This window comes from Catenulispora sp. GP43 (genome assembly GCF_041260665.1).
Lineage (GTDB): Bacteria > Actinomycetota > Actinomycetes > Streptomycetales > Catenulisporaceae > Catenulispora.
In genome coordinates this window covers 152,276-176,625 of sequence record NZ_JBGCCT010000013.1, presented here as the reverse complement: position 1 = coordinate 176,625, position 24,350 = coordinate 152,276, and the positions used below count along the sequence as shown (strand labels likewise).

Genomic DNA, 24,350 nt, shown 5'->3' with positions numbered 1-24,350 from the left:
TCAGTTCCCTGTGCCGTACTGCTTGGCGATGCCCTCGTAGAAGTCCCGCAACTGGTTGCCGCCGCTGTTCTGCCACGTGCTCAGCGCCGACTGGTAGTCCGCCACGCTTTTGCGGCCCATCCGCACGTCGGTGATGACGGCCTCCAGGGCCGTGCTCGCCTTGGCGGTCTCGGCCGGCTCGCTGATGTTCATGGCGTAGAACAGCGGCTTGTACGCGTGCTGCACCATGTCGGCCTGCCAGGCGGCGTAGTCCTTGGTGATCTGGTTGTAGCCGGCGTTAAAGGTCACCGACTGGCAGTTGGCCAGCTGGTCCAGGGTGTCGGTGACGTCCTTGTTGCCCTGGTCGGTGAGGATCGGGGCGCCGTCGGTCATGGTGTAGTCGACGCCTTCCTTGCCGTACCGGGAGATCAGGTACTCGGCGCTGCCGAAGGGGGCGGCCAGGTAGTCGGCGATCCGCAGCAGCTCCTTGACCTGAGCGTCGGTGAGCTTCTTGTTCAGGTAGGAGAACATGCCCGCGCCCGGGTAGAGCGGCATCGAGGGCTTGCCGCCGTCGAAGGCGAAGACCTTGAACGCCTGGCGCTCATAGGCCGGGTTGGCCGCGACACCGCTTTGCGCGTCGCCCTTGTTCCACGCGCCGGTGCCGTCCGCGGTGATCACGGTCTTGCCGGCCCAGAAGCGGTTCTTGGCCTTGGAGGCGTCGCCGGCCAGCGCGTCGGGGTGGACCAGACCGCCCTTGGCCAGGCCGTTGGCGAAGTTCAACAGTTCCAGGAACTCCGGCACCTCATAGCCGTTGACCAGCTTGCCGGTGCTGTCGCGCTTCCAGCCGGTGCGGCCGTTGTTGGCCGGGACGTTGAACAGCTGGTACAGGAAGGTGCTCAGGTCCTCGAAGGCGTACTGGCCCTTGCCCGGGACGGTGACTTGCTTGCCGACTGCCTTGAGCGTGTCCGCGGAGGTGACGGTGGCGGGGTCGATGCCGGCGGCCTTGAAGATGTCGGCGCGGTAGAACATCGCGCCGGGGATGCTGGCCGCCGAGGTCCACAGCGGGATGCCGTACAGCTTGCCGTTCCACACCCCGGCCTGCCAGCCGCCGGTGGGGATGGCCGCCAGGTTCGGGTAGTCCAGCGCCTTGTCGCCGCCGAGGTAGGGCGTCAGGTCCTTGAAGAACTTGTCGACGCCCTCGGCGAAGTTCTGGATCGAGGAGACGTTCCAGCCGGGCACGTCCAGCCAGTCCGGGATGTTGCCGGAGGCGAAGCGGGTGGCCAGCATCGTGGCGAAGGTCGTGCCGTCCGACGGGCTGTCGGTCAGCGTCGCGCCCAGGGCCTGGTTCACGGCCGTGTAGTAGCTGTTGCCCGGCGCCGGGACCGAGCCCCAGATCGGCGAGACGGCCGTGTACGAGCCGCCGTCGCCGACCGCGCCGGCCACCGACTTGGGCGGGCTGGCCGGGTAGGACAGGAAGGCCGGGTCGCTGGCCGCGCCGTTCGTGCCGGCCACCGAGGGGATGTCGGCCGTGACCACGCTGCTGGCCTTGTAGGCCGGCAGCACCGCCTGCACCGCGCTCTTGGCCGCGACGCCGCTGGTCTTGGTCGCGGCGGTGCCGGAACCGCAGGCGGACAGCAGCGGGGCCGCGGCTATCGCCCCGCCGAAAGCCGCGGAGGTCTTGAACATCTGACGGCGCGAGACGCCGTTGGAACCTGCCATGGGACCCTCCATCGAAACGGATATGACGGTGTTTCCAGTTGTCGGCGATATCTAGTTGTGAGCGGTAACATCCAGCGTCAGCACCACGGTCTCACCTTCGGCCCGCGCGATGACGCCCAGTGGATCAGCTGTTGTCGAACCGCCTTCGACAGCCGCGCCGGCCACCCCCGAGAGCTGAACCATCCAGCCCTGCACGCCGTTGGAGCAGGTGACCCGGATTTCACGACCGGCCCGGCGCGTGGTGAACGTCGCGAGCACCGAGCCGTCGGCGGCCGGGACCACCGTGCACACCTCGGCTCCGTCGTCGAGCTCGGACACCCGCAGGGTGACGCCGGCCGCGTAGTCGTACTCCGGCCCGTCCTCGACCGCGCCGACCGGGATCACCGAGCCCGGCCGGGCCAGCAGCGGGACGCTGTCGAAGCCGTGGTGCTCAGTGGCCCAGCGCGGGCCCACCACCTTCTCCCCCGTCAGCAGATGCGTCCACGTGCCCTCCGGCACGTAGTACCGCACCGCGTCGCCGGCGGAGAACACCGGCGCGACGAGCAGGTCGTCGCCGAGCATGTACTGCCGCTCCAGGTGCGTGCACGCCGGGTCGTCCGGGAACTCCAGCACCATCGCGCGCATCACCGGAGCGCCGGCGCCGACCGCCTGCTCGGCCGTCTTGAGCAGGTACGGCATCAGGCGGGCCTTGAGCTTGGTGAAGTGCCGCAGCACGTCCACCGCCTCCTCGTCGAACAGCCAGGGGACGCGGTAGGACTCGTGGCCGTGCAGCCGGCTGTGCGAGGACAGCAGCCCGAAGGCGATCCAGCGCTTGAACACCGCCGGATCCGGAGTCCCCTCGAAGCCGCCGATGTCGTGACTCCAGTACCCGAAGCCGGACAGGCCCAGCGACAGCCCGCCGCGCAGGCTCTCGGCCATCGCCTCGAAGGTGGACTCGCAGTCGCCGCCCCAGTGCACCGGGAACTGCTGCGAGCCGGCGGTGGCCGAGCGGGCGAACACCAGGGCCTCGCCCTCGCCGCGCCGTTTGCGCAGCAGCTCGAAGACGGTCTGGTTGTAGTAGTACGCGTAGAGGTTGTGCACTCGCTCGGGGTCGGCGCCGTCGGCGTAGACCACGTCGGTCGGGATGCGCTCGCCGAAGTCGGACTTGAAGCAGTCCACGCCCATCTCCACCAGCGCGTCCAGCTTGCTCGCGTACCACTGGCGGGCCTCGGGGTTGGTGAAGTCAACGACGGCCAGGCCCGGCTGCCACAGGTCCCACTGCCACACGTCGCCGTTGGCCCGCCGCAGCAGGTACCCGGCGGCCTTGGCCTCGGCGAACAGCGGCGAGCGCTGGGCGATGTAAGGGTTGATCCACACGCAGACGCGCAGGCCCCGCGCCTTGAGCCGCTCCAGCATGCCGCGCGGGTCGGGGAAGGTACGCGGATCCCACTCGAAGTCGCACCAGTTGAACTCGCGCATCCAGAACGAGTCGAAGTGGAACACCGACAGCGGCAGGTCGCGGCGCACCATCTCGTCGATGAACCCCCCGACGGTCGCCTCGTCGTAGTCGGTGGTGAACGAGGTGGACAGCCACAGCCCGTAGGACCACGCCGGCACCCGCGGCGGCCGGCCGGTCAGCGCGGTGTACTTGGCCAGGATCTCCCGGGGCGTGGGGCCGTAGATGAGGAAGTACTCCAGCTCCTGGCCCTCGACGCTGAACTGGGCCCGGGCCACCGCCTCGGAGGCCACCTCGAAGGAGACCCGGCCGGGGTGGTTGACGAACACGCCGTAGCCGGCGTTGGTCAGGAAGAACGGGACGTTTTTGTACGCCTGCTCGCTGGCCGTGCCGCCGTCGGCGTTCCAGCTGTCGACGGACTGGCCGTTCTTCACCAGCGGGCCGAAGCGCTCGCCGAGCCCGTAGACGAACGCGTCGACCGCCAGGTCCAACTGCTCGCGGACGAAGTGGCCGCCGTCGGCGGTGCCGATCGCGGCCATCGCCTTGGTCCCGCTGCCGGTCAGCCGCCGGCCGCCGGCCAGGAAGTCCAGGCTCCAGCGCGGCCCCTTGGCGATCCGGGCACTGAGCGCACCGGAGGTGAAGGTCAGCGCGTCGCCGTCCTCGGCGATCACCGGCGGCTCGGCCTCGGAATCGCCGTCCACCAGCACGAAATCCGGCTTGCGGTCCTGCCCGGCGAAGTGCGTCACGCCGACCCGGATCACATCCGGCAACGGCGCGCTGAACGCCACCGTCAGCGCCGGGCCCCGCAGCAGGTCGTCGCGATCGTGGAAGCGGTAGCAGGGGGCGTGGACGACCAGCGAGTCCGGACCGATCCGCCCGTCGAGCACCTGGGCGGGATAGACCGCCTGGACGCCGGGCCGCATCAGCCAGTAGCCATCGGTGAACTTCACAGGACTCCCTCTCGGGTCTTCAGGTACGTGCGATCGAAGCGCTTCGATCTAGAGCGCCGACATGACTGCCGACTTCGCTTTGATCCTCGTCGAGGTTGTCGAAGCGCTTCAATGGTCCGTCATCGTAGAGGCGTGCGGATGCGCGAAACAACACCTGGCGGAAACTTTCTGGATACGGTCCTCAGTCGTGAGCGAGTTGATAGTGATCAGGCACGGCGAGACCGCCTGGAGCCGGACCGGCCAACACGCCGGCCGTACCGACCTGCCGTTGACCGAAGCCGGGCAGGAAGCGGCGCGTGCGCTGGCACCTCGGCTGGCGGGACGGGAGTTCGCGGCCGTCTACAGCAGCCCTTTGACGCGTGCCGTGCGGACTGCCGAGCTGGCGGGGCTCAGCGGCGCCGAACCCGACGCCGACCTGATCGAGTGGGACTACGGCCGCTTCGAAGGGCTGACCGCCGAGCAGATCCTGGAGCTCAAGCCCGGCTGGGAGCTGTGGCGGGACGGCGTTGCCGGCGGCGAGGACCTCGGGCAGGTGGCCAAGCGGGTCGACGCGTTCCTGGGCCGGGTCCGTCCGCTGCTGGACACCGGCGACGTGGCGGTCATCGCGCACGGCCACCTGTCCCGCATCCTCACCGCGCGCTGGCTCGGGCTCGACCCGTCGGCGGCGCGGCAGTTCGGGCACCCGCATCCCGGGACCATCAACACGCTGGGCTATGAGCACGGGGCGCCTGTCGTGCTCGGGTGGAACGTACCGTAGCGGCAGCCGTCAGAAAGCCGCGATCGTCTCCAGCGCGCGCTCGGTCCGAGTCAGCGCCCGGATCACCGGCACCGGCCCGTGCCGCCGCGCCGCGACGGCGGCCAGCAGGCCGATGACGGCGTCGGTGGCCGCGGCGGGCACCTCGGGCGTGGGCAGCTCGACGCTGACCGCGAGGTCGTCGAGGTGCACGACGATCTCCATCATCCGGTTGAGCAGCAGGTCGTCCAGCAGCAGCGCCGGCGGGCCCCACGGGAACTGCACCACGCGCCGCGCGGGCTGGCCGGGGAGCTCGCGGCGCAGGCACTCCAGCACCTCAGCGGTCTGCCGCGCCAGCGTCTGCGCGCCGACCTGCGCATACTGCACGCCGCTGGCCCGGATGCCGCGGTGGACCTCGCCGTCCTGCTCGGCGTCGAGCCATCTGGCGTTCAGCAGGTGCTCCACCGCGGTGACCGGATCGGTGTCCGGGGCCGGGCCGTCCAGGACCTTGGCCACCACGTTGACCTGGCCAGCCAGATGTCCCGCCAGTCCGCCGACGGTGTAGCCGGTAAGCGCGCTGGGCCGGTCCCAGCGCTCCGCCACGGCCGGGTGCGCCAGCAGCTTCGCCGCCGCGTCGGCCGACGCGAGGTAGCTCTCTCGGATCATGTGCCGGATCTCCCCCGGTTCTTCCCGATCACAGCGGCGCGGCCGCCCCCGGTGACAGCGAACGTGTTCGACACTATCTTGCTCCCTCATGGCCTTCGTCGACATGACCTTGAACGAGCTCCGCGACTACCTCCCCGCGCGCGCCGAACCCGCCGATTTCGACGCCTTCTGGGCCGCCACCCTCGCGGCGGCGCGCGCCTTCCCACTCGACGCGCGGTTCGAGCCGGTCGCGAGCCCTCTGCGCACCGTCGAGGTCGAAGATGTGACCTTCAACGGCTTCGGCGGGCAGCCGGTCAGGGGCTGGCTGCTGCGCCCCGCGAACGCCACCGGACCGCTGCCGGCGGTCGTGGAATACGTCGGCTACGGCGGCGGCCGCGGGCTGCCCCACGAGCGCCTGGTGTGGGCCAGCGCCGGCTACGCGCACCTGATCATGGACACCCGCGGCCAAGGCAGCGCCTGGCAGGTCGGGGACACCCCGGACGAGGGCCCGGCCGGCAACTCCCACCCGGGGTTCACCACGCGCGGGGTGCTGGACCGCGACACGTACTACTACCGGCGTCTGTACACCGACGCGGTGCGCGCGCTGGAGACCGCGCGGACGCATCCGTCCGTGGACCCGGCGCGCGTGCTGGTGGCCGGCGGCAGCCAGGGCGGCGGCATCGCGCTGGCCGTGGCGGGGCTGGCCGACGACGTCGCCGGCGAGGTGGCCGGGGTGGTCGCCGACGTGCCGTTCATGCAGCACATCCGGCACGCCACCGAGATCACCGACGGCTACCCGTACAAGGAGATCGCAGAGTTCTGCAAGGTCCACCGGGACAAGGTGGAGCGGGTCTTCGAGACCATCTCCTACGCCGACGGCGTGAACTTCGCGGCGCGCGCCACCGCCCCCGCGCTGTATTCGGTGGCGTTGATGGACGACATCTGCCCGCCCTCGACCGTCTTCGCCTCGTTCAACCACTACGCGGGGCCGAAGGAGATCGAGGTCTATCCGTACAACGGTCATGAGGGCGGCGGGGCCCATCAGGTAGCGCGCGCCTTGGAGTTCGCCGCGAGGATCTAGTCGATGTGGTCGATGTCGCCGATGTCCCCGATGTAGTCGATGTAGTCGATGTAGTCGAAGCGGACGGCTCCGCTGGCGGCATAGGCACCGATGACCCGGCCGGTGAAACCACCGGCCACCTCGGTGGACAGGTACCGGCCGTCCAGCTCGGCCAGCGCGGCGAACTCGCGATCCTGACCCTGGATGCCGAGCACGACGGTGTCCGGCCCGGTGCGGGGGTCCTGGATCTCGGTATTCGCGATCACGTCGATGCCCAGCACCACCGGCCCGGCGGGAACCGCCGCGGTCGCCACGACGGTGCGCAGCGGTCCGATCCGGGCGATCACCCGCACCTGGCCGGCCGACGCCTCGATCTCGTAATGGTGGCGCTCGTCGAGGCGGACGGCCAGGCCGCCGACCCCGTCCGCGGCGTCCGCCAGGGTCCTGATCCGGCAGGAGAGGTGCTGCTGGCGGCGGCCGAGGAACACGACGTCGGGGTCGTCGAGGGAGGCGCCTCGGGCACGCAGCGTCAGCCAGCCCGGCCGCTCGCCGGTCGTGCAGTCGCCGTCAAGTCGCTCGCGGATGGACAACCACTGCGGTGCCAACTGGCTGTCGTCGAAGTCGTCCCGGCCCGGCGCGGGCATCGTCGGCGCTCCGCTGGTGAGCTCGCCCACCACCGGCCAGCCGTCGTCGGCCCAGGTGACCGGGGCCAGGAACGTCTCGCGGCCCAGGACGTGCCAGCCGGGGGTGCCGCCGCCGGGGCGGACGCCGAGCAACACCATCCACCAGGATCCGTCCGGTGCCTGCACCAGATCGGCGTGGCCGGTGTTCTGGACCGGGTCGTCGGTGCTGCGGTGTGTCAGGATCGGGTTGGCCGGGCACGGTTCGAACGGCCCGCTCGGCGCCGGTCCGCGGGCGATCGAGACGCCGTGCCCGCGCTCGGTGCCGCCTTCGGCGATCAGCAGGTACCAGTACTCCCCGATCCGGTACAGGTGCGGGGCCTCCGGCGCCTTGGCGCCCGGCGTCCCCGACCAGAGGCGGCGCGGCTCGCCGAGCGTCTGGCCGGTGGCCGGGTCGAGGCGGATCTGGGAGACGCCGGCGACCGTGCACCAGCAGGCGCCGTCCTCGTCCCACGCCAGATCCGGATCGATCCCCGGCACCCCGGGCAGCATGACCGGCTCGGACCAGGGGCCGGCCGGATCGGTGGCGGTGACCAGCAGGTTGCCCTGGCCGGGGCTGGCGTTGGTGACGATGAGGTGGAACCGGCCGTCGTGGTATCGCAGCGTCGGGGCGTAGATCCCGCCGGAGGAGGCGGCGCCGGCCAGCGGCAGCTGACTCGGCCGGTCCAGCACGTTGCCGATCTGTGTCCAGGTCAGTAGATCGGTGCTGTGGAAGATCGGCACGCCGGGGAAGTACTCGAAGCTGGAGCACACCAGGTAGTAGTCCTCCCCCACCCGGCAGATGCTCGGGTCGGGGTGGAAGCCGGGCAGGACGGGGTTCGTGATCATGTCGCTCATGATGGCCTCGGTGGGCTCGGCCGCTCTCAGTTCCCTGTCCCGTACTGCTTGATGATGCCGTCGTAGAACGTGCGCAACGGATCGCCGCCGGCCGTGACCCAGGTGCTCAGCGCCGCCTGGTAATCCGCCACGGTCTTGCGGCCGTACTTCACGTCGGTGATGACCGACTCCAGCGCCGTGTTCGCCTTGGCGGTCTCTTCGGGCTCGGTGATGTTCATGGCGTAGAACAAGGGCTTGTAGGCGTGCTGGACGGCGTCGGCCTGCCAGGCCGCGTAGTCCTTGGTGATCTGGTTGTAGCCGGAGTTGAAGGTGATCGACTGGCAGTTGGCCAGCTGGTCGTAGGTGTCGGTGACGACCTTGTTGCCCTCGTCGTTGAGCGCCGGCCCGGCGGCGGTGACGGTGTAGGTGGTGCCTTCCCTGCCGTACCGGGACACCAGGTACTCCTGGGTGCCGAACGGCGCGGCCAGGTAGTCCGCGATCCGCAGCAGCTCCTTGACCTGGGCGTCGGTGAGCTTCTTGGTCAAGTACGAGAACATGCCGGCGCCGGCGCCGAGCCCGATCGAGGGCTTGCCGCCGTCGAAGGCGAAGACCTTGAAGCCCTGGCGCTCGTAGTCCCGGTTCGCGGCGATGCCGCTGAGCGCGTCGGCCTTGTTCCAGGCGCCGGTACCGCCCGCGGAGATGACGGACTTGCCGGCCCAGAAGCGGTTGTCGGCCTTGGAGGAGTCGCCGGACAGCGCGTCGGGGTGCATGTATCCGCTCTTGGCCACCTTGCTGGCGAAGGCCAGGTACTCCAGGAACTGCGGCTGCTCGTACTTGCTGATCAGCTTGCCGGAGCTGTCCTGCTTGAAGCCGGTGCCGGTGGTGGAGGCGGTGATGTTGAAGACCTGGAACAGGTAGACGCCGAGGTCGTCGAACGCGTACTGGCCCTTGGAGGTGTCGGTCAGCTCCTTGCCGAGCTCGAACAGCTTGTCGGCGGAGGTGACGCTCGAGGCGTCGATGCCGGCGGTCTTGAAGATGTCGCCGCGGTAGTAGATCATCCCGGCGAACAGGCCGGCCGAGGTCCACAGCGGGATGCCGTAGAGCTTGCCGTTCCACACCCCGGCCTGCCAGCCGCCGGTAGGGATGGCGGCGAGGTTCGGGTAGTCGAGGATCTTGTCCCCGGCCAGGTACGGTGTCAGGTCCTTGAAGTACTTGTCGACGCCCTCGGCGAAGTTCTGGATCCCCTGGGTGTTCCAGCCCGGGATGTCCAGCCAGTCCGGGACGTTGCCCGAGGCGAAGCGGGTGGCCAGCATCGTGGCGTAGGTGGTGCCGTCGGCGGGCTCGTCGGTCAGCGACGCCCCGATGGCCTGGTTCACCGCGGTGTAGTAGTCGTTGCTCGCCGGCGGCACCGAGCCCCACAGCGGGGTGACCGCCCGATAGCTGCCGCCGGCGCCGACCGGGCCGGTCACCGACTTGGCCGGGGTGGCCGGGAAGGCCAGGAACCCGGGATCGCTGGCCGCGCCGTTCACCCCGGACACCGGCGGGATGTCGGGCGTGACCAGGGTGGACGCCTTGTAGGTCGGCAGGACCGACTTGACGGCGGCGGGAGCCGCGGCACCGCTGGCCTTGGCCGCGGCCTTGCCGGAACCGCAGGCGGACAGCAGCGGCGCGGCGGCTATCGCGCCGCCGAGGGCCGCGGAGGTCTTGAACACCTGGCGGCGGGAGAAGACGTGCGGACTCGCCATGGGACCCCTCCATCGGGACGGATGTGTGTGTCTGGGCGCCGACCGCAAGACTGTCGAAGCGCTTCAACATTGCGACGAGGTTAAGCCCGCGACATGGTCGGCACAAGAGTGTCACGGCAAGCGAAGCGCTTCGATGACTTGCTCGCGGCGACCCCTCAAGCCCCGATGTCCGGGTGCGCCCCTTACCCGTCTTGCAATCAGGGGCCTGTCGGAGCCGGTGTCGTCGTGATGACCTGCGGCTGTCGCCAAGATCTCTTGCAAGTTTCAGAAAGTTGACGAAAGGACGTTGACTCCCTCGCCGGGCCGGGAGCACTCTTCCTGGTGCGCCTCCAGGTCAGCGGCCGCGGCCTTGCCATCCCGTCGGTTCTCCGAAGATCCCGAAAGGCTCCTCGTCCATGAGTTCGTCCCTACGGACGCGTCCGCGCGCCCGGACATCAGGCCTGGCCGCACTGGCCGCGGCGGGCGCGCTGGTCGCCAGCGCGGTCGCTTTCAGCACGTCTTTCAACCCGGCCCACACAGCGCGCGCCGCCGATGCCGCTGCCGCCGACTCCTCGGCGTCGTCGAACGACGTCATCGCGAACCTCTTCGAATGGAACTGGCCCTCCGTCGCCACCGAGTGCGCGACCGTCCTGGGGCCGAAGGGCTACGGCGCGGTGCAGGTCGCGCCGCCGCAGGACTCGATCCGGCTGGCCGGCTCGTCCCACTCCTGGTGGGACGTTTACCAGCCGGTGGGATACGACCTGAACAGCCGGATGGGCAGCGAGGCGCAGTTCGCCTCGATGGTCTCGGCGTGCCACGCCGCCGGCGTGAAGGTGTACGTGGACGCGGTCCTGAACCACACCGCCGGGTCGAACCAGACCTCGACCGACTCCTATGGCGGCGACTCGTTCAACCCGGCGACCTACACCTACGGCTCGATGGGCTATACGAGCTCGGACTTCCACTTCGACCCGCCGTGCCCGAACTCCGACCTGAGCATCAAGGACTGGAACAACGTCACGCAGGTCCAGGAGTGCCAGCTGCTGTCGCTGTCGGACCTGTACACCGAGCAGGACGACGTGCGCACCAAGCTCGCCGGCTACCTGAACAAGCTGGAGGGCTACGGCGTCGACGGCTTCCGGATGGACTCGGCCAAGCACATCGCGCAGGCCGATATGGCCGCGATCCTGGCCAAGACCAACGACACGAACGCCGGGATGCGGCCGTACGTCTTCCAGGAGGTCATGCCCGGCGGGAGCGGCGCGCTCGCGCCAGCGGCGTTCGAGGGCAACGGCAACGTGCTGGGCTTCGACTACGCCTACGGCATCCGCAGCGCGTTCCTCGGCTCGATCAGCAGCCTGCAGAACTTCGGGCAGGGTTTCGAGCCGTCGGCGTCGGACGCGGTCATGGTCACCAACCACGACCTGGAGCGCAACGGGACAGCGCTGAGCTATAAGGACGGCGCGACGTACACGCTGGCCACCGAGTTCGAGCTCGCGTACGGCTGGGGCAGCACGCCGTCGGTGTACTCCGGGTTCGACTACAGCGACAACGACCAGTCGCCGCCGGCCGACGCGAACGGTTTCGTGACCGGGACGGTGTGCGGGACCGGGGTGTGGGAGTGCCTGGACCGTAATCAGGGGGTGGCGAATCTGGTCGGGTTCCACAACGCCACGCGCGGGCAGGCGGTCGGGAACTGGTGGAGCGACGGGAACAACGCGATCGCGTTCTCACGCGGGTCGGCCGGGTGGATCTCGGTGAACAACGAGAACTCGACGGTGAGCAACAGCTACCAGACCGGGCTGCCGGCCGGGACGTACTGCGACTTGGTGCATGGGGACTTCGCCAACGGATCCTGCACGGGGCCGACGGTTGTGGTCAGCGCTTCGGGGACTGCGACGGTGAGCACTGCGGCCAAGGATGCGGTCGCCATCGATGTCGACGCGATGGTCGGGTCTTCGGGGCCGCCGCCGAGTTCTTCCTCTTCTTCTCCCTCCTCATCTCCTTCTTCCCCCTCCTCCTCGTCGACACTTCCGTCTGGGCAGGTCGCGGAGACGTTCACCGTGACCGGCGCCCCGAGCAGCGCCCCGATCTACCTGGTCGGTTCGCTGCCGGCACTCGGGAACTGGGCCCCGGCCTCGGCGATCCCGCTGGCGCAGAACGGTTCGCAGTGGTCGGCGACGGTCACGCTGCCCGCTTCGACGGCGTTCCAGTACAAGTACATCGCCAAGGACGCCAATGGGAACGTCACGTGGGAGCTTGACCCGAACCACAGCGCGACCACCGGCACCGCCGCCGCGACGCTGACGGACACCTGGCACGGGGCGAGTTCGACGGTGAGCGCGACGTTCTCGGTGAACGCTACGACGCGGTACGGGCAGAACGTCTACGTCGTCGGCTCTATACCGGCGCTGGGGAGCTGGAACACGTCGAACGCTGTCGCGCTGTCTTCGGTGTCCTACCCGGTGTGGAGCGCGACGGTGACGCTGCCGCCGAACACAGCGTTCTCGTACAAGTACATCAAGAAGGATCCGGACGGCTCGGTCGAGTGGGAGTCCGGGGCCAATCGCACGTACAGCACCGGGGCTTCGGGATCGGTGACGGTGAACGACAGCTGGAAGTAGTCGCCGGTCTTGCTCATCGGGCCTTCGCAGTGGTCGAGTGCGAGGGCCCGCTGACCGCCGCGGCGATGCCCAGCCCGATGTACACGCACCCGGCGACGATCTGCTGGCGCCGTACCACCTTCGGCTTGCGCAGCAAGGTCTGCGCGACGCCGCCGGCCAACGCCGCGTAGCAGCAGTCGCTGACCAGCGTGATCGCCACGACGAGGGTGCCCAGGACGAGCATCTGCGCGGCCACCGCACCGTGCCCCTGGTCCACGAACTGCGGCAGGAACGAGAAGAAGAACAGCGCCGCCTTGGGATTGAGCACCCCGACGACCACACCCTGGCCGTACAGGCGCGACAGGGGCTTGGGCGCCACGTCCCCCGCCTCGGAGGGCACCGACCGGTCCACCAGCCGCCGTACCCCGAGGTACACCAGGTAGCCGGCCCCGGCGAAGCGCACCACGTTGTAGGCGATCTCCGAGGTCGCCAGCAGCGCCGACAGCCCGAACGCCGCCGCGAGCACCAGCGCCAGGTTCCCGCACGCCACCCCGAGCCCCGAAGCCATCCCAGCCCGCCGGCTCTGGTCAACGCTGCGCGTCACAATGAACACCACCGCCGGCCCCGGCACCAGCGCGAAGATCAGCGCCGCACCCGCGACGAGCATGAGTTGCGACAGCGTGACCATCGGGCCTCCCGCGGTTGTTCGGGCGCGGTGCGGGGGTCACCGGCGCCAGGTGGGCGATTATGCGCGGGGGTGGGCTTCGGGGCCAGTGGTTTTCGGGGGCGGCGTGGCGGCGGTCAGGAGGACATGCCCTGGACCATCGGCCAGCAGATCGGCCGCTACGCGTGACGCCGCGCTGGGCCTTTGCCGGAACGGCAACGGCCTTTGGCGCCGCACGACGACCCAGCGCATGATCGCCATGTGTCAGCAACACCTCAGGAGGCATCATGAAGCACCGCGTCGTCGCGTCGCCGGCAGGACGGATCCATCTGGTGGAGCAGGGGGTCGGCCCGCTCGTGCTGCTGGTGCACGGCTTTCCCGAGTCCTGGTACTCCTGGCGGCGGCAGCTGCCGGTGATCGCGGACGCTGGGTACCGGGCCGTGGCGCTCGATGTCCGCGGGTACGGCCGGTCGTCGAAGCCCGCGGATCCGGCGGCGTATCGGATGGTGGAGTTGGTCGAGGACTGCGCCGCCGTGGTGGAGGCGCTCGAGGAAAGCAATGCTGTCGTCATCGGGCACGACTGGGGTGCGGGCATCGCGGCGAACGCGGCGCTGCTGCGGGCGGACGTGTTCCGGGCTGTCGGGATGCTGAGCGTCCCCTACGCGCCGCGCGGCGGGCCGCGCCCCAGCGACGTGTTCGCACAGATGGGCGGCGAGGAAGAGTTCTACGTCAGCTACTTCCAGGAGGCCGGGCGGGCCGAGGGTGAGATCGAGCCCGATGTGCGGGGCTGGCTCGCCGGGTTCTACGCGGCGCTGTCCGCCGACACCATGCCGGGGCCCGGCGAGCCGTCGCCGTACTTTGTAACAAGGGGTGGCGGCAACGGCGGCCGGCTCCGCGACCGCTTCCCCGCCGGCCGCCTCCCGGCCTGGCTCACCGAAGCCGACCTCGACCACGCCGCCGCGGAGTTCGAGCGCACCGGCCTGACCGGAGCGCTCAACCGCTACCGCGCCGTGGACCGCGACTGGAAGGACCTCGCCGCGTTCGACGGCGCCCCGATCACGCAGCCGTCCCTGTTCATCGGCGGTGCCCTGGACGCCTCCACCACCTGGCTGGCCGACGCGATCGAGGCCTTCCCGCACACGCTGCCCGCTCTCAGCGCCGCACACATCCTCGACGGTTGCGGCCACTGGCTCCAGCAGGAGCGCCCCGAGGAGGTCAGCCGGCTACTGGTCAGCTGGCTGGAATCCCTGCGGGACTGAGGCGGCAGAAGGAAGAGGGGATCACAGCTGTGTGACGCCACCATCCACGACCAGCTCCGCGCCGGTCGTGAAGGTGGCGTCGAACGCCAGGAACGCGAAAGCCTTCGCGATCTCCCGCGAATCCCCGACCCGCCCCATCGGGTTGCCGGCCCGAAACTGCGCCACGACCTCGTCGGCGGTCTCCTTCGGCATCACCTTGGCCAGGATCCCGGTGTCGATCGGACCCGGGCTGATCGCGTTGACCCGAACCCCGCGCGGCATCAGCTCTGCCGCCAGGCTCCGCGTCATCGACCGGACGGCGGCCTTGCTCGCCGCGTAAGCGCTGATCGCCTCGATGCCCTTGACGTTCGCCACCGACGTCGTCAGCACCACCGCGCTCCCCTCGCGCAAGAGCGGTGCAAGCTTTTGCACCGTGAAGTAAGCGCCTTTCACGTTCGTGGCGAACACCTCGTCGTACACCGCCTCGGTCATCGCCTCGAACGGCATGAAGCGCGTGATCCCGGCGTTCACGAACACCGCGTCCAGCGCCCCGAACTCCGCCTCGGCCCGCTCGGCGAGCGCCTCCAGGTCGGCCAGGTCGGCGACGTCGCCGCGCACCGCCACTGCGGCGTCGCCGAGCTGCTCTTGCGCGGCTTCCAGCGCCTCGGGCGTGCGGCCGGTGATCATCACCCGTGCTCCGGCGTCCACCAGCATCTGCGCCGTGACCAGCCCGAAGCCGCTGCTTCCGCCGGTGATGACCACGTTCTTGCCCTCGTATTCGTTCATGGACGCCAGTCAAAGCCCGGCCCCGGGCCGCCGTCCAAGACCTGGTCGGGATGGGGTCATGCCGCAGTCGTATGACCCGACGTACGCTGGACGAATGGATCTCGACCTGCGGCTGGTGCGCTACTTCACCGCCGTCGTGGAACACGGCGGCTTCGGCAAGGCGGCGGCCGCGGTGCATGTGGCGCAGCCGGCGCTGAGCCGCCAGATCCAGCGGCTGGAGCACGAGCTCGGCGCGCGCCTGTTCGACCGCACGCCGCAGGGCGTCAGCCTCACCGCGGCGGGTGAGGAGTTCCTGCCCTATGCACGAACCCTGCTGACCACGGCGCAGCGCGCGGCGCAGGCGGTGCGGGCCGCACCGGCCGGCACGCTCGTGATCGGCCATGTCGGCGACCTCGTCGTCACCCCGGCCGTGCGGGAGCTGCGCCGACGCCATCCCGGCGCGCTGGTCCGCAGCCGCCACCTGGAATGGCGCGACCTGGACGCGCTGGCGCAACACCGGGTCGACGCGCTGGTCACCAGGCTGCCGTTGCCGCAGGCCGCCGGCGGACTCCGCGTCACCGTGCTCTACGACGAGCCCCATGTGGCCGTGCTGCCACGCAGTCACCGGCTGGCCGGCAAGGATTCCCTCGACCTCGCCGATCTCGCCGACGAGCGCCTGGTCCCCTGCCGCTACAGCCCGGCGATGTGGGGCACACCGATTCCGACGGCGGCCGGGCCGCCGGCCGTGAGCGGCGAGGACAGCTTCGAGGACAAGCTCGAACTGGTCGCCGGCGGCCACTCGGTCGCCGTGCTCCCGGCCGGCGAGCGCCGCAGCACCTTGCGGACCGATCTGGTGACCGTCCCGCTGCACGGCATCGAGCCGTCCCGGGTCGTGGCCGCGACCCGTGCCGAGGACGACTCCGCGCTGGCGGAGTCGTTCCACGAGGCCGCTCAGGCCGCGATCGGCGGCGGCGCCAGCGGCTCGGAGACGCCGGTGGCGAAGTAGCGCGCCTCGAGTGCGTCCAGGGCGACGCGCACCGCGCCGAGCACCTTCAGCCAGGGCTGAGGCCGAGCGCGACGGCCTGCTCCCACGTCGGCTGAGCGGCGGTGCCGCCGAGGCCTTGCGTGGACAGGGCGCCGCAGGCGCACCCGACGGCGAGGGCCCGATCCAGGCCCTCGCCGTTGAGCAGCGCGGCCAGGAAGCCGGCGTCGAAGCTGTCGCCGGCGCCGACGGTGTCGACGGGCTCGAGCGGGGCGAGGCGCGCGGTGTGGGTCTGGCCGGCGTGCTGGGCCGCGGCGCCGTGGCGGCCTCGTTTGACGACGGGGGTGACGCCGCTTTCCGCGAAGGCCTTCAGCGCCTCGTCCACGGACGTGGTGCCGGTCAGGGCCAGGGCTTCGGCCTCGTTGGGCAGGACGTAGTCGCAGGCCTCGAGCAGGCCGGGGGCCAGCTGCCAGCGGCCGGAGGGGTCGTGGTTGGTGTCGAGGGAGGTGGTCGCTGTCGCGGTGCGGAACAGCTCTGGGAGGCGGGCCGCCAGGTTCGGTTGGAGGAAGTAGGACGCGGCGTGGATGTGCCGGGCCGGGGGCAGCTCCCGGGGGTCGAAGGCGGCCAGGCAGCCGGGGGCGGTGAGGATGGCGCGGTCGCCGTCGGGGCCGCCGAGGCAGACGGTCAGGGCGGTGGGCAGGTCGGGATGGCGCGTGACGGCGGTGATGTCGACGCCGGCGGAGGTGAGCGTGTCCAGGACGAAGTCGCCGGCGGCGTCGCGGCCGACCTGCGCGGCCAGCGCGGTGGAGATGCCGAGGCGGGCGGCGCCGTGGGCGACGATGGCCGCGGAGCCGCCGAGGGCGAGGGTGCCGGACGCCACCAAGGTCTCGGCCTGGCCATACGGCGGAACCGCTGGAGCGCCGGCGAGCAGGACATCAGGGTTCGCATCGCCGACGACGAGGAGATCGAAGGCGGTCACAGCAGGCTCAGCCCCGAAGCTGATGCTCCGCCGAACTCCCTCACCGAGCACCCCCCGCCACCACCGGCGCGCGCCGCAGCGGCTCGGGCAGCGCATCGCCGTGCGCCTCGACCATCGCGTCGCACAGGCTCCAGATCTCCTCGACCGTCAGCGTCGCGGCCGTCGCCGGGTCGGCCATCGCCGCGTGCCGGATGTGCCGGGGGTCGCCTTCCAGCGCCGCGGCCACCACCAGGTCGACCACGTTCAGGAAGTGCCGGTTCGGCGCGGCCAGTTGCGGCGGCAGTGCTCCGACGTGGTGCGGGTGCACGCCCAGGCGGTCCAAGGTCGCCGGGACCTCCACCGCCGCCCCCTCTGGCAGGTTGCTGATCAGGCCGGTGTTGGGAGTGGTGACCTGGATGGTGCGGGGTGTGCCGGTGACCAGGCTGTGGATGACCTGCGGGGCGTATTCGGCGGCGTCGCTCTCCCAGCCGCCGACCGGGTCGCCGCCGTCGGCGACCACCTTGCGCAGCTCCTTGTACTCGGCCAGGTTCTCCGCGCTGATGCCGATGTAGTCGCCGACGGGGATGCGCAGGCGGGCGATCTCGCTGGTGTGGCCGAGGTACCAGGGCACGTATTCGCTGGAGTGCTCGCTGGTCTCGGTCGGGTAGTAGCCCAGGCGGCGGTACATGTCGACGCGGACGCGGCGGGCCAGGTCCGCGTCGGCGGCGATGGCGGCGTCCAGGTCCGGGTAGAGGTCGCGGCCGCGGTGCTGCCAGCGCAGGATCCAGGCCTGGTGGTTGACGCCGGCGGACAGGACGTCGACCTCGTCGTGCGGGACGCCGATGATGTCGCAGAGTCCGCGCACGGTCCAGTACACCGAGTGGCACAGGCCCGCGACCTTCAGCTTCGGCGCGATCGCGGTCAGGTACTGGATGTTCATGGCCATCGGGTTGGTGTAGTTCAGCAGCCAGGCCTGCGGGCAAACCTCGGCCATGTCCTCGGCCAGGGACTTCAGCACCGGGAAGGTGCGCAGGGCGCGGAAGATGCCGCCGACGCCCAGGGTGTCGCCGATGGTCTGGCGCAGGCCGGCGGCGGCCGGGATCTCGAAGTCGGTGACGGTGGCCCGGTGCCCGCCGACGGCGATCATGTTGACCACCGCGTCGGCGCCGGCGAGCGCCGCGCGGCGGTCGGTGGTGGCCGTGACGGTCACCTCGGCGCCGGTGGTGCGCACGGCGTGGTCGGCCAGGGCGGCGGCGACCTGCAGGCGTTCGGGGTCGATGTCGTGCAGTGCTATGGCCGCTCCGGACAGCTCGGGGTAGGACAGGATGTCGTGCAGCAGCTGCCGGGTGAAGACCACCGAGCCGGCGCCGACGAAGGCGATGCGGATCACGCGGGATTCTCTTTCGGGAGATTGGTGGAGAAAGATCAGGCTGAGGCGGCGGTAGCGGCCGAGGCGTTGGGCGGGCGCAGGATCACCGAGCGGGTCAGGTGCCGCGGGGCGTCCGGGTCCAGACCACGCCGGACGGCCAGTTCCAGGGCCAGGCGCTGGGCCTGGACCAGCGAGGCGAGCGGGTCGAGGTCCTGGCGGACCCACAGCCCGCCGGTGGCACCGACCTGTTCGGCCAGGCCCTCGGGGGCGGCGCCGAACATCCAGACCGCTGAGTTCTCGTCGGTGATGGCGATCGGGCCGTGCCGGTAGTCCATGGCCGGGTACGACTCCGACCAGGCCAGCGCCGCCTCGCGCATCTTCAGCGCGGCCTCGGCGGCCAGGCCGGTGGTCCAGCCGGCGCCCAGGAACGTGAACTGGGTGCGGTCGGCCACCCCGGCCGGCAGCGGCCCGCCGACCGCCGTCTCGGCGTCGGCGATCGCCTGCGTCACGTCCTCGCCGAGGTGCGCGCGCAGCAGGATCAGGGTGGTGGTGGCGAAGCGGGTCTGGACCACCGAGCGCTCGTCGGCGAAGTCCAGCACGATCGTGGCGCCGGCCAGCGCCGGGGCCGGGGAGTCGGCGACGCCGGTGATCAGGGTGGTCGGCGCGGTCGCGGCGGCCAGGACGTCCAGGACCTCGGTGGTGGTGCCGGACCGGCTCAGGGCCAGAACGCGGTGGTAGTCGCGGCCGGCCGGCAGCTCGGAGGCGGTGAAGGCGTCGGTCTCCCCGGCGCCGGAGGCCTCGCGCAGCCCGGCGTAGGCCTGGGCCATGAACCAGGACGTCCCGCAGCCGACGACGGCCACGCGTTCGCCGGGCTCGGGCAGGCCCGCCGCGGTGCCGGCCAGCTCGGCGGCCCGCCGCCAGCTGCGCGGCTGGTCGGCCAGTTCGGCGGTGACGAAGGAAGACATGTGACTCCGTTCGGGGAAGACGTTCGGGTACGGCGAAAGAGGAGCGGCGGAGAGGAGCGGCGGGAAGGCGCGGTTCAGCCCTTGAGCCCGGACATGCTCATGGTCTGCACGAACTGCCGCTGGGCGATGAGGAAGCCGAGGATCAGCGGCGCGGTGGCCACGACGTTGCAGGCCATCAGCTCCTGCCAGTCGATGTGGTGCGCGCCCTGGAAGTTGATCAGCCCGAGCTGGATGGTGAACTTCGACGGGTCGTTGATCGCGATCAGCGGCCACAGCAGGTCGTTCCAGGAGTTGAGCAGCGTGAACACGGCCAGGGTGGCCAGCGCCGGCCGGGCCAGCGGCAGCACGATGCGGAAGAACACCCCGAAGGTGGTCAGCCCGTCGATCCGGCCGGCCTCCTCCAGGTCCTTGGGCAGGGACAGGAAGAACTGCCGCATCAGGAACACGCCGAACGCCGAGGTCAGGAAGGGCACGAACGCCGCGCCGAGGGTGTCGATGAGCCCCAGGTGGGTGAACATGAAGTAGGTGGGGATCATCAGCATCTGCGTCGGGATCATGATCGTGGCCACCAGCGTCACGAACGCCACGGTCCGCCCCCGGAAGGACAGCCGCGCATAGGCGTAGCCGCCGAGGGAGCACAGGATCAGGTGGCTGACGATCGCGATGCCCGAGACGATCGCGGAGTTCAGCATCCACCGCCCGACCGGCGCGTCGCGGAACAGCCGCACGTAGCCGCTGATGTGCAGCGCGGAGGGGAAGAACCGGGGCGGGAAGCGGTTGATGTCCGCGTTCGAGGTGAACGAGGCCAGCAGCATCTGTGCCAGCGGCAGCAGGAACACCAGGGACAGCGGCATCAGGAGCAGATGCCAGCGGCTGAACTTGCGCGTCATCAGAAGGCCTCGATCTTGCTGCGCCGGGCGTACGCGAACAGTCCCAGGGTGATGATCAGGGTGGCGCCGAACAGCGTGTAGGCGGCCGCCGATCCGTATCCGTAGCGGGAAAGGTTGAACGCCTGGTTGTAGATGAAGTAGACGATGGTCTGGCTGGCGCCCAATGGCCCGCCGTGCGTGGTGGTCAGGACCAGCTCGAAGATCTGCAGCACCGAGATGGTCTCCCAGACGCCGACGAACACCGTGACCGGCGCCAGGCTCGGCAGGATCACGTGCCGGAACTGCTGCCAGCGGTTGGCGCCGTCGATGCGCGCGGCCTCCAGGCAGTCGGTCGGGATGTCCTGGAGCGCGGCCAGGTAGACGATCACCGAGAACGCCAGGTCGGTCCACAGGTAGATCAGGGCTATGACCCACATGACCTCGTGCCGGTCGGCCAGGAACCCCTGCTGCGGCAGGTGCAGCACCCGCAGCAGGTTGTTCGCCAGGCCGAACTGCTGGTCGAACACGAAGTTCGCCAGGATGCCGGTGGCGGCGGCCGAGACGACCAGGGGCACGAACAGCGCGGTGCGGTAGAACGCGATGAAGCGGATCCCGCGGTTCAGCGCGATCGCCAAAAACATGCCCAGGACCAGCACCACCGGGACGTACAGGACAGTGAACAGCACGGTGTGGTTCACGGCCGACTTGAAGTCCGGGTCCTGCACCATCAGGCGGTAGTTGTCCCAGCCGATCTGGCGCGCCGGGGTGATGCCGTTCCAGTGCTCGCGGGAGATCAGGAAGGCCCAGGCCGCGGGGAACAGGGTCAGGCCCAGGATGATCAGGGTGGCCGGGGCGGCGAAGGACCAGCCGGTGAGGTTGGCCATGACGCGCCGGCGGCGCGCGGTCCACTTGGGCTTGGCGGGGGCCGCTCCATCGTCGATGTCTGCGACCGGGGCGTTCCGCCGCCGAGCGCCTCCCCCGGCCTTCTCGTGGTCGGAGATCAGGATTCCGTGTTTCATCGGCGCGCCTCAGTCCGCTTGCGCCAGCGCGACGTCGGCGGCCTTGGCCGCGTCCTGCAACGCCGACTTGGGATCGCCCTGCCCTTGCAGCACCTTGGCGATCGCCTGCCCGACGGCCTGGGACAGGCCGACGTAGCCGGGGACGGTCGGCCGGGCGGTGGTGGCGTTCTTCAGGTTGTCGAAGAGGGTCTGCGCGCCGGGGTACTGCTTGGCGTAGGCCTGGAACTCCTGGCTGGTGGCCTCGCTGCTGCGCAGCGGCAGGTTGCCGGTGGCCAGGTTGAACTGCGGGTCGGTCTCCTGCGAGGTCAGCCACTGCGCGAACTGGTAGGACCAGTAGGCGCGGTTCGCGTCGTGGTGGTCGTACAGGGTCCAGATGTCGGGGCCGGAGATCGTCTGGTGGTTGTCGCCGTCGAAGGACGGCAGGTAGGTGACGCCGTAGTCGAGGTTGGCAGCGACGTTGTCGGACAGCTGCCAGGGCCCGCTCATGATCATGCCGATCAGGCCGGACTTGAACAGGTCGGCGTACTTCTGGTCGTCCTGCGAGAGGTACACGGACTTGTCGGTCACGGCCATCTGCTGCAGGAACGTCAGCGCGGCCACGCCGGCGTCGGAGTCGAAGGCGGACTTGGTGTTGTCGGAGTTCAGGACGCTGCCGCCCTTCTGCCACAGCAGCGGCCAGAAGTGCCAGGTTGTGTCCTCGGTGCCGGAGACCGAATAGGCGGTGCCGTATATGTTCTTGGCCGGGTCGGTGAGCTTCTTGGCCGCAGCGCGGAAATCGTCCCAGGTCCAGTTGTTCGTGGGCTCGGGGATGCCCGCGGCCTGGAACAGCTTCTTGTTGTACATCAGGGCCAGGTTGTCCACGACCGCCGGGAAGCCGATCACATGGCCGTTGGGCGTGGCGGTCTGCCGGGCCGCCGGCGGGAACTCCTCCCACTTCACCGACGGGTCCTTGACCTTGTCGGTGATGTCCAGGGTGCGGCCGGACAGCTGCATCTGCGTGGCCCAGCTGCCGAAGTTGTACGAGATGTCCGGGTAGGTGCCGCTGGTGAAGGCGGCGGTCAGCTTCGGCAGCAGCTGGTCGGTGGTCGGCGCGCCGGGCGAGATGTCGACGGTGACGTTCGGGTGGGACTGGTGGAACTGCTTGGCCAGGCCCTCCAGGAGCTTCTCGGGGGCGACGTCCTGCCCGGTCCACACGGTGATGGTGACCGGCTTGGCCGGATCCGCGGCCGCCTTGGAGGAGGACGACGACGAGCAGCCGGCGGTCAGCGCCAGCGCGGCGACGGTGACGGCCGCGGCTGCCGAGCGGAGTGTGCGTGTCGTTCTTGGGTGCACGGGAGGCCTCCCAGGCGGAGAAGACGGAGGGAACGGGGACGGAAGAGTTCCGTCATTCAAGAACCCCGCACACCGAACTCACAAGATCCACGCACGTTTCGCTCACCGGGGATGCTCGCAGACGCACGCAACGTCGCGCGTTGAGCAAGTTCTTGGCAGCATCCGGGCGCACGCGTAGCATCGGGGGCAGTCGCCGTGCAAACGCGACGTCAGAGGTACGCCCATCCGGTATGTCGGCGCGTCCGCCGCGAGCCCGGACCGAGTCGCCAGGACCGCGTGCGCATCGCCGCGCGGCTTCCGAGGCGGGGTCGTGCCCACCAGCACTGTGGAGCTCACCGTGAGCCTCATCGATGCCCGCTGATGTCCGATCATCACAGCAAGCACATCCCGACCATGCACCGTTCCGACCGCGTCACCGCGATCCTGGACCGGCTGGCCTACGGCGGCAGCGTGGACGTCGCCACCGCGGCGCGCGAACTCGGCGTCTCCGTGGCCACCATCCGCCGCGACCTGACCCTGCTGGACGACCAGAACCTGCTGGTCCGCACCCGCGGCGGCGCGGTCGGCCGCGACGTCGCGTACGAACTGCCGGTCCGCTACCGCGACAACCACGGCCGCGCGGCCAAACAGGCCATCGCGCGCATGGCCCTGCGAGCCCTGGCCCCGGGCCGCCACGTGGTGGCGGTCAACGGCGGCACCACCACCAGCGAGGTGGCCCGGCTCCTGGCCACCCGCACCGAGCTGACGGTGGTGACCAACGCCCTGAACATCGCCGGCATCCTGGTCAACCGCCCGAAGGTGAAACTGGTGGTCACCGGCGGCGTGGCCCGCTCCAACTCCTACGAGATGGTCGGCCCCTGGGCCGAGACCATCGTCGGCCGCTTCAACGTGGACACGGCGTTCATAGGCATCGACGGCATCAGCGCCGCCAGCGGCCTGTCCACCCACGACGAGGTCGAGGCGCACACCAACGCGGTGATCATCGGCCGCGCCCGCCGCGTCGTGGTGGTCGCCGACGGCTCGAAGATCGGCCGCACGCACCTGGCACACGTGGTCGGACTGGACGCGATCGACCAGCTGGTGACGGACACGAGCGCCGATCCGGCGGAGCTGCAGGCGATCGCGGCGCAGGGGGTGGCGGTGCGGATCGCGGAGCCGGTGCGGCGGTGAGGGCTCTCGGCGGGCGGCGGGCTGGGGCGGCGGGCTGGGCGGCGGCGAGCGGCGGGCAGGTACTGCGGCGCAGGAGCGGCGGCCGGCAGCGGGATGGTGCGGCGAGCGATCGTGGCCCAGGCGGTCAGGCGCTGATGGCGCAGACGGTCAGGCGCAGATAGTGCTCTCGGTGCGCAGCGGGCTGCCGGGCCATCGCGCTGGTTCGGTCATGGCCGCTCCGGCTGCGGCCTCACAGGTTCCGACCGCAGGCCGACCGCCGAGTGCTGAAGGACCCCGGCCGGGACGTTCGCCCCGCCCGCGGCCCTCCGAGTCAGGGCGACGAGACGCTCACGGGCCTCCTGCGCGGGTTCGCCGAGCACGATCGCACTCAGCACGATCTCGAGCATGACGCAGTCGTACTCGTCGTCCACCGGGCGGTGACGCTCGCGGTCGCCCTCGGCCACGGCCTCGGTGATCCGACGGCCGCCGCCCTCCGCCGCGCCGAACGTCGCTGCGTAGACTCCGAAGCCCGTCCAGCTGCGGTGCAGGTAGACGACGTCCTCCTCGGCGAACACGTTCCACTTCTCGTCCATGTCCCGAGCGCGGTACCCGGCCTGGATCCGGTCCCAGTCGTCGTCGGACCAGATCCGGTCCGGCACAAGGGGCATCGGTCGAGGCCGCGACATCGGGTGGAGG

The 24,350-nt window shown here is 70.3% G+C and carries 20 protein-coding genes; 6 read left to right on the top strand and 14 right to left on the bottom strand.

Going from position 1 to position 24,350, the window contains the following annotated elements:
• Both ABH926_RS26165 and yicI read right to left on the bottom strand, forming a co-directional pair.
• Positions 1 to 1,698, bottom strand: a complete 1,698-nt coding sequence (locus ABH926_RS26165; protein WP_370368403.1) for a Tat pathway signal sequence domain protein — start codon at positions 1,696 to 1,698, stop codon at positions 1 to 3.
• Between the two features lie 51 nt (positions 1,699 to 1,749).
• Positions 1,750 to 4,083, bottom strand: coding sequence for an alpha-xylosidase (gene yicI / locus ABH926_RS26160; protein WP_370368402.1), 2,334 nt, complete (start codon positions 4,081 to 4,083; stop codon positions 1,750 to 1,752).
• 187 nt (positions 4,084 to 4,270) lie between these two features.
• Between yicI and ABH926_RS26155 the strand changes: the two genes are divergently transcribed.
• Positions 4,271 to 4,840 (top strand): histidine phosphatase family protein, encoded by a 570-nt coding sequence (locus ABH926_RS26155; RefSeq protein WP_370368401.1) that lies wholly within the window; start codon positions 4,271 to 4,273, stop codon positions 4,838 to 4,840.
• A 9-nt stretch (positions 4,841 to 4,849) separates the two neighbouring features.
• Here the strand turns inward: ABH926_RS26155 and ABH926_RS26150 are convergent, their stop codons facing one another.
• On the bottom strand, positions 4,850 to 5,482 hold the full coding sequence (locus tag ABH926_RS26150; RefSeq protein WP_370368400.1) for a maleylpyruvate isomerase N-terminal domain-containing protein: 633 nt from the start codon (positions 5,480 to 5,482) through the stop codon (positions 4,850 to 4,852).
• Positions 5,483 to 5,570: 88 nt separating this feature from the next.
• On the opposite strand from ABH926_RS26150, the gene ABH926_RS26145 reads away from it, so the two are divergent.
• A complete protein-coding gene (locus ABH926_RS26145; RefSeq protein WP_370368399.1) occupies positions 5,571 to 6,542 on the top strand; it encodes an acetylxylan esterase in 972 nt (323 codons plus the stop codon).
• Here ABH926_RS26145 and ABH926_RS26140 read toward each other — a convergent pair.
• Positions 6,539 to 8,038: a glycoside hydrolase family 43 protein gene (locus ABH926_RS26140; protein ID WP_370368398.1), complete on the bottom strand. Its 1,500-nt coding sequence runs from the start codon at positions 8,036 to 8,038 to the stop codon at positions 6,539 to 6,541. The genes ABH926_RS26145 and ABH926_RS26140 overlap by 4 nt on opposite strands.
• Before the next feature lie 26 nt (positions 8,039 to 8,064).
• Positions 8,065 to 9,762 (bottom strand): hypothetical protein, encoded by a 1,698-nt coding sequence (locus ABH926_RS26135; protein WP_370368397.1) that lies wholly within the window; start codon positions 9,760 to 9,762, stop codon positions 8,065 to 8,067.
• Positions 9,763 to 10,157: 395 nt separating this feature from the next.
• Here ABH926_RS26135 and ABH926_RS26130 point away from each other — a divergent pair, with 395 nt between their 5' ends.
• Complete coding sequence (locus tag ABH926_RS26130; RefSeq protein ID WP_370368396.1) at positions 10,158 to 12,365, top strand: carbohydrate-binding module family 20 domain-containing protein; 2,208 nt, start codon at positions 10,158 to 10,160, stop codon at positions 12,363 to 12,365.
• A gap of 13 nt (positions 12,366 to 12,378) precedes the next feature.
• Here ABH926_RS26130 and ABH926_RS26125 read toward each other — a convergent pair whose 3' ends face one another.
• A complete protein-coding gene (locus ABH926_RS26125) occupies positions 12,379 to 13,032 on the bottom strand; it encodes a LysE family translocator (RefSeq protein WP_370368395.1) in 654 nt (217 codons plus the stop codon).
• A 263-nt stretch (positions 13,033 to 13,295) separates the two neighbouring features.
• On the opposite strand from ABH926_RS26125, the gene ABH926_RS26120 reads away from it, so the two are divergent.
• Positions 13,296 to 14,267: an alpha/beta fold hydrolase gene (locus tag ABH926_RS26120; protein WP_370368394.1), complete on the top strand. Its 972-nt coding sequence runs from the start codon at positions 13,296 to 13,298 to the stop codon at positions 14,265 to 14,267.
• A 21-nt stretch (positions 14,268 to 14,288) separates the two neighbouring features.
• Here the strand turns inward: ABH926_RS26120 and ABH926_RS26115 are convergent, their stop codons facing one another.
• Positions 14,289 to 15,032: a glucose 1-dehydrogenase gene (locus ABH926_RS26115; RefSeq protein WP_370368393.1), complete on the bottom strand. Its 744-nt coding sequence runs from the start codon at positions 15,030 to 15,032 to the stop codon at positions 14,289 to 14,291.
• A 94-nt stretch (positions 15,033 to 15,126) separates the two neighbouring features.
• Between ABH926_RS26115 and ABH926_RS26110 the strand changes: the two genes are divergently transcribed.
• Positions 15,127 to 16,017, top strand: coding sequence for a LysR family transcriptional regulator (locus ABH926_RS26110; protein ID WP_370368392.1), 891 nt, complete (start codon positions 15,127 to 15,129; stop codon positions 16,015 to 16,017).
• A gap of 46 nt (positions 16,018 to 16,063) precedes the next feature.
• Here the strand turns inward: ABH926_RS26110 and ABH926_RS26105 are convergent, their stop codons facing one another.
• From ABH926_RS26105 to ABH926_RS26080, 6 genes are all read right to left on the bottom strand, one after another.
• A complete protein-coding gene (locus ABH926_RS26105) occupies positions 16,064 to 16,972 on the bottom strand; it encodes a carbohydrate kinase family protein (protein ID WP_370368391.1) in 909 nt (302 codons plus the stop codon).
• Positions 16,973 to 17,012: 40 nt separating this feature from the next.
• The gene (locus tag ABH926_RS26100; RefSeq protein WP_370368390.1) at positions 17,013 to 18,341 is read right to left on the bottom strand and encodes an alpha-glucosidase/alpha-galactosidase; all 1,329 of its coding nucleotides are present in this window, start codon (positions 18,339 to 18,341) and stop codon (positions 17,013 to 17,015) included.
• A 35-nt stretch (positions 18,342 to 18,376) separates the two neighbouring features.
• The gene (locus ABH926_RS26095; protein ID WP_370368389.1) at positions 18,377 to 19,285 is read right to left on the bottom strand and encodes an SIS domain-containing protein; all 909 of its coding nucleotides are present in this window, start codon (positions 19,283 to 19,285) and stop codon (positions 18,377 to 18,379) included.
• Between the two features lie 74 nt (positions 19,286 to 19,359).
• Positions 19,360 to 20,175 carry a carbohydrate ABC transporter permease gene (locus tag ABH926_RS26090; protein WP_370368388.1) on the bottom strand — a complete coding sequence of 272 codons (816 nt, stop codon included), beginning with the start codon at positions 20,173 to 20,175 and terminating at the stop codon, positions 19,360 to 19,362.
• On the bottom strand, positions 20,175 to 21,173 hold the full coding sequence (locus tag ABH926_RS26085; protein WP_370368387.1) for a carbohydrate ABC transporter permease: 999 nt from the start codon (positions 21,171 to 21,173) through the stop codon (positions 20,175 to 20,177). The genes ABH926_RS26090 and ABH926_RS26085 overlap by 1 nt, the downstream gene beginning before the upstream one ends.
• A 9-nt stretch (positions 21,174 to 21,182) precedes the next feature.
• Positions 21,183 to 22,505: an ABC transporter substrate-binding protein gene (locus ABH926_RS26080; protein WP_370368386.1), complete on the bottom strand. Its 1,323-nt coding sequence runs from the start codon at positions 22,503 to 22,505 to the stop codon at positions 21,183 to 21,185.
• A 360-nt stretch (positions 22,506 to 22,865) separates the two neighbouring features.
• On the opposite strand from ABH926_RS26080, the gene ABH926_RS26075 reads away from it, so the two are divergent.
• Positions 22,866 to 23,675, top strand: a complete 810-nt coding sequence (locus ABH926_RS26075; RefSeq protein WP_370368385.1) for a DeoR/GlpR family DNA-binding transcription regulator — start codon at positions 22,866 to 22,868, stop codon at positions 23,673 to 23,675.
• Between the two features lie 206 nt (positions 23,676 to 23,881).
• On the opposite strand, the gene ABH926_RS26070 is transcribed toward ABH926_RS26075, so the two are convergent.
• The gene (locus ABH926_RS26070; protein ID WP_370368384.1) at positions 23,882 to 24,322 is read right to left on the bottom strand and encodes a hypothetical protein; all 441 of its coding nucleotides are present in this window, start codon (positions 24,320 to 24,322) and stop codon (positions 23,882 to 23,884) included.
• Between the last annotated feature and the right edge of the window lie 28 nt (positions 24,323 to 24,350).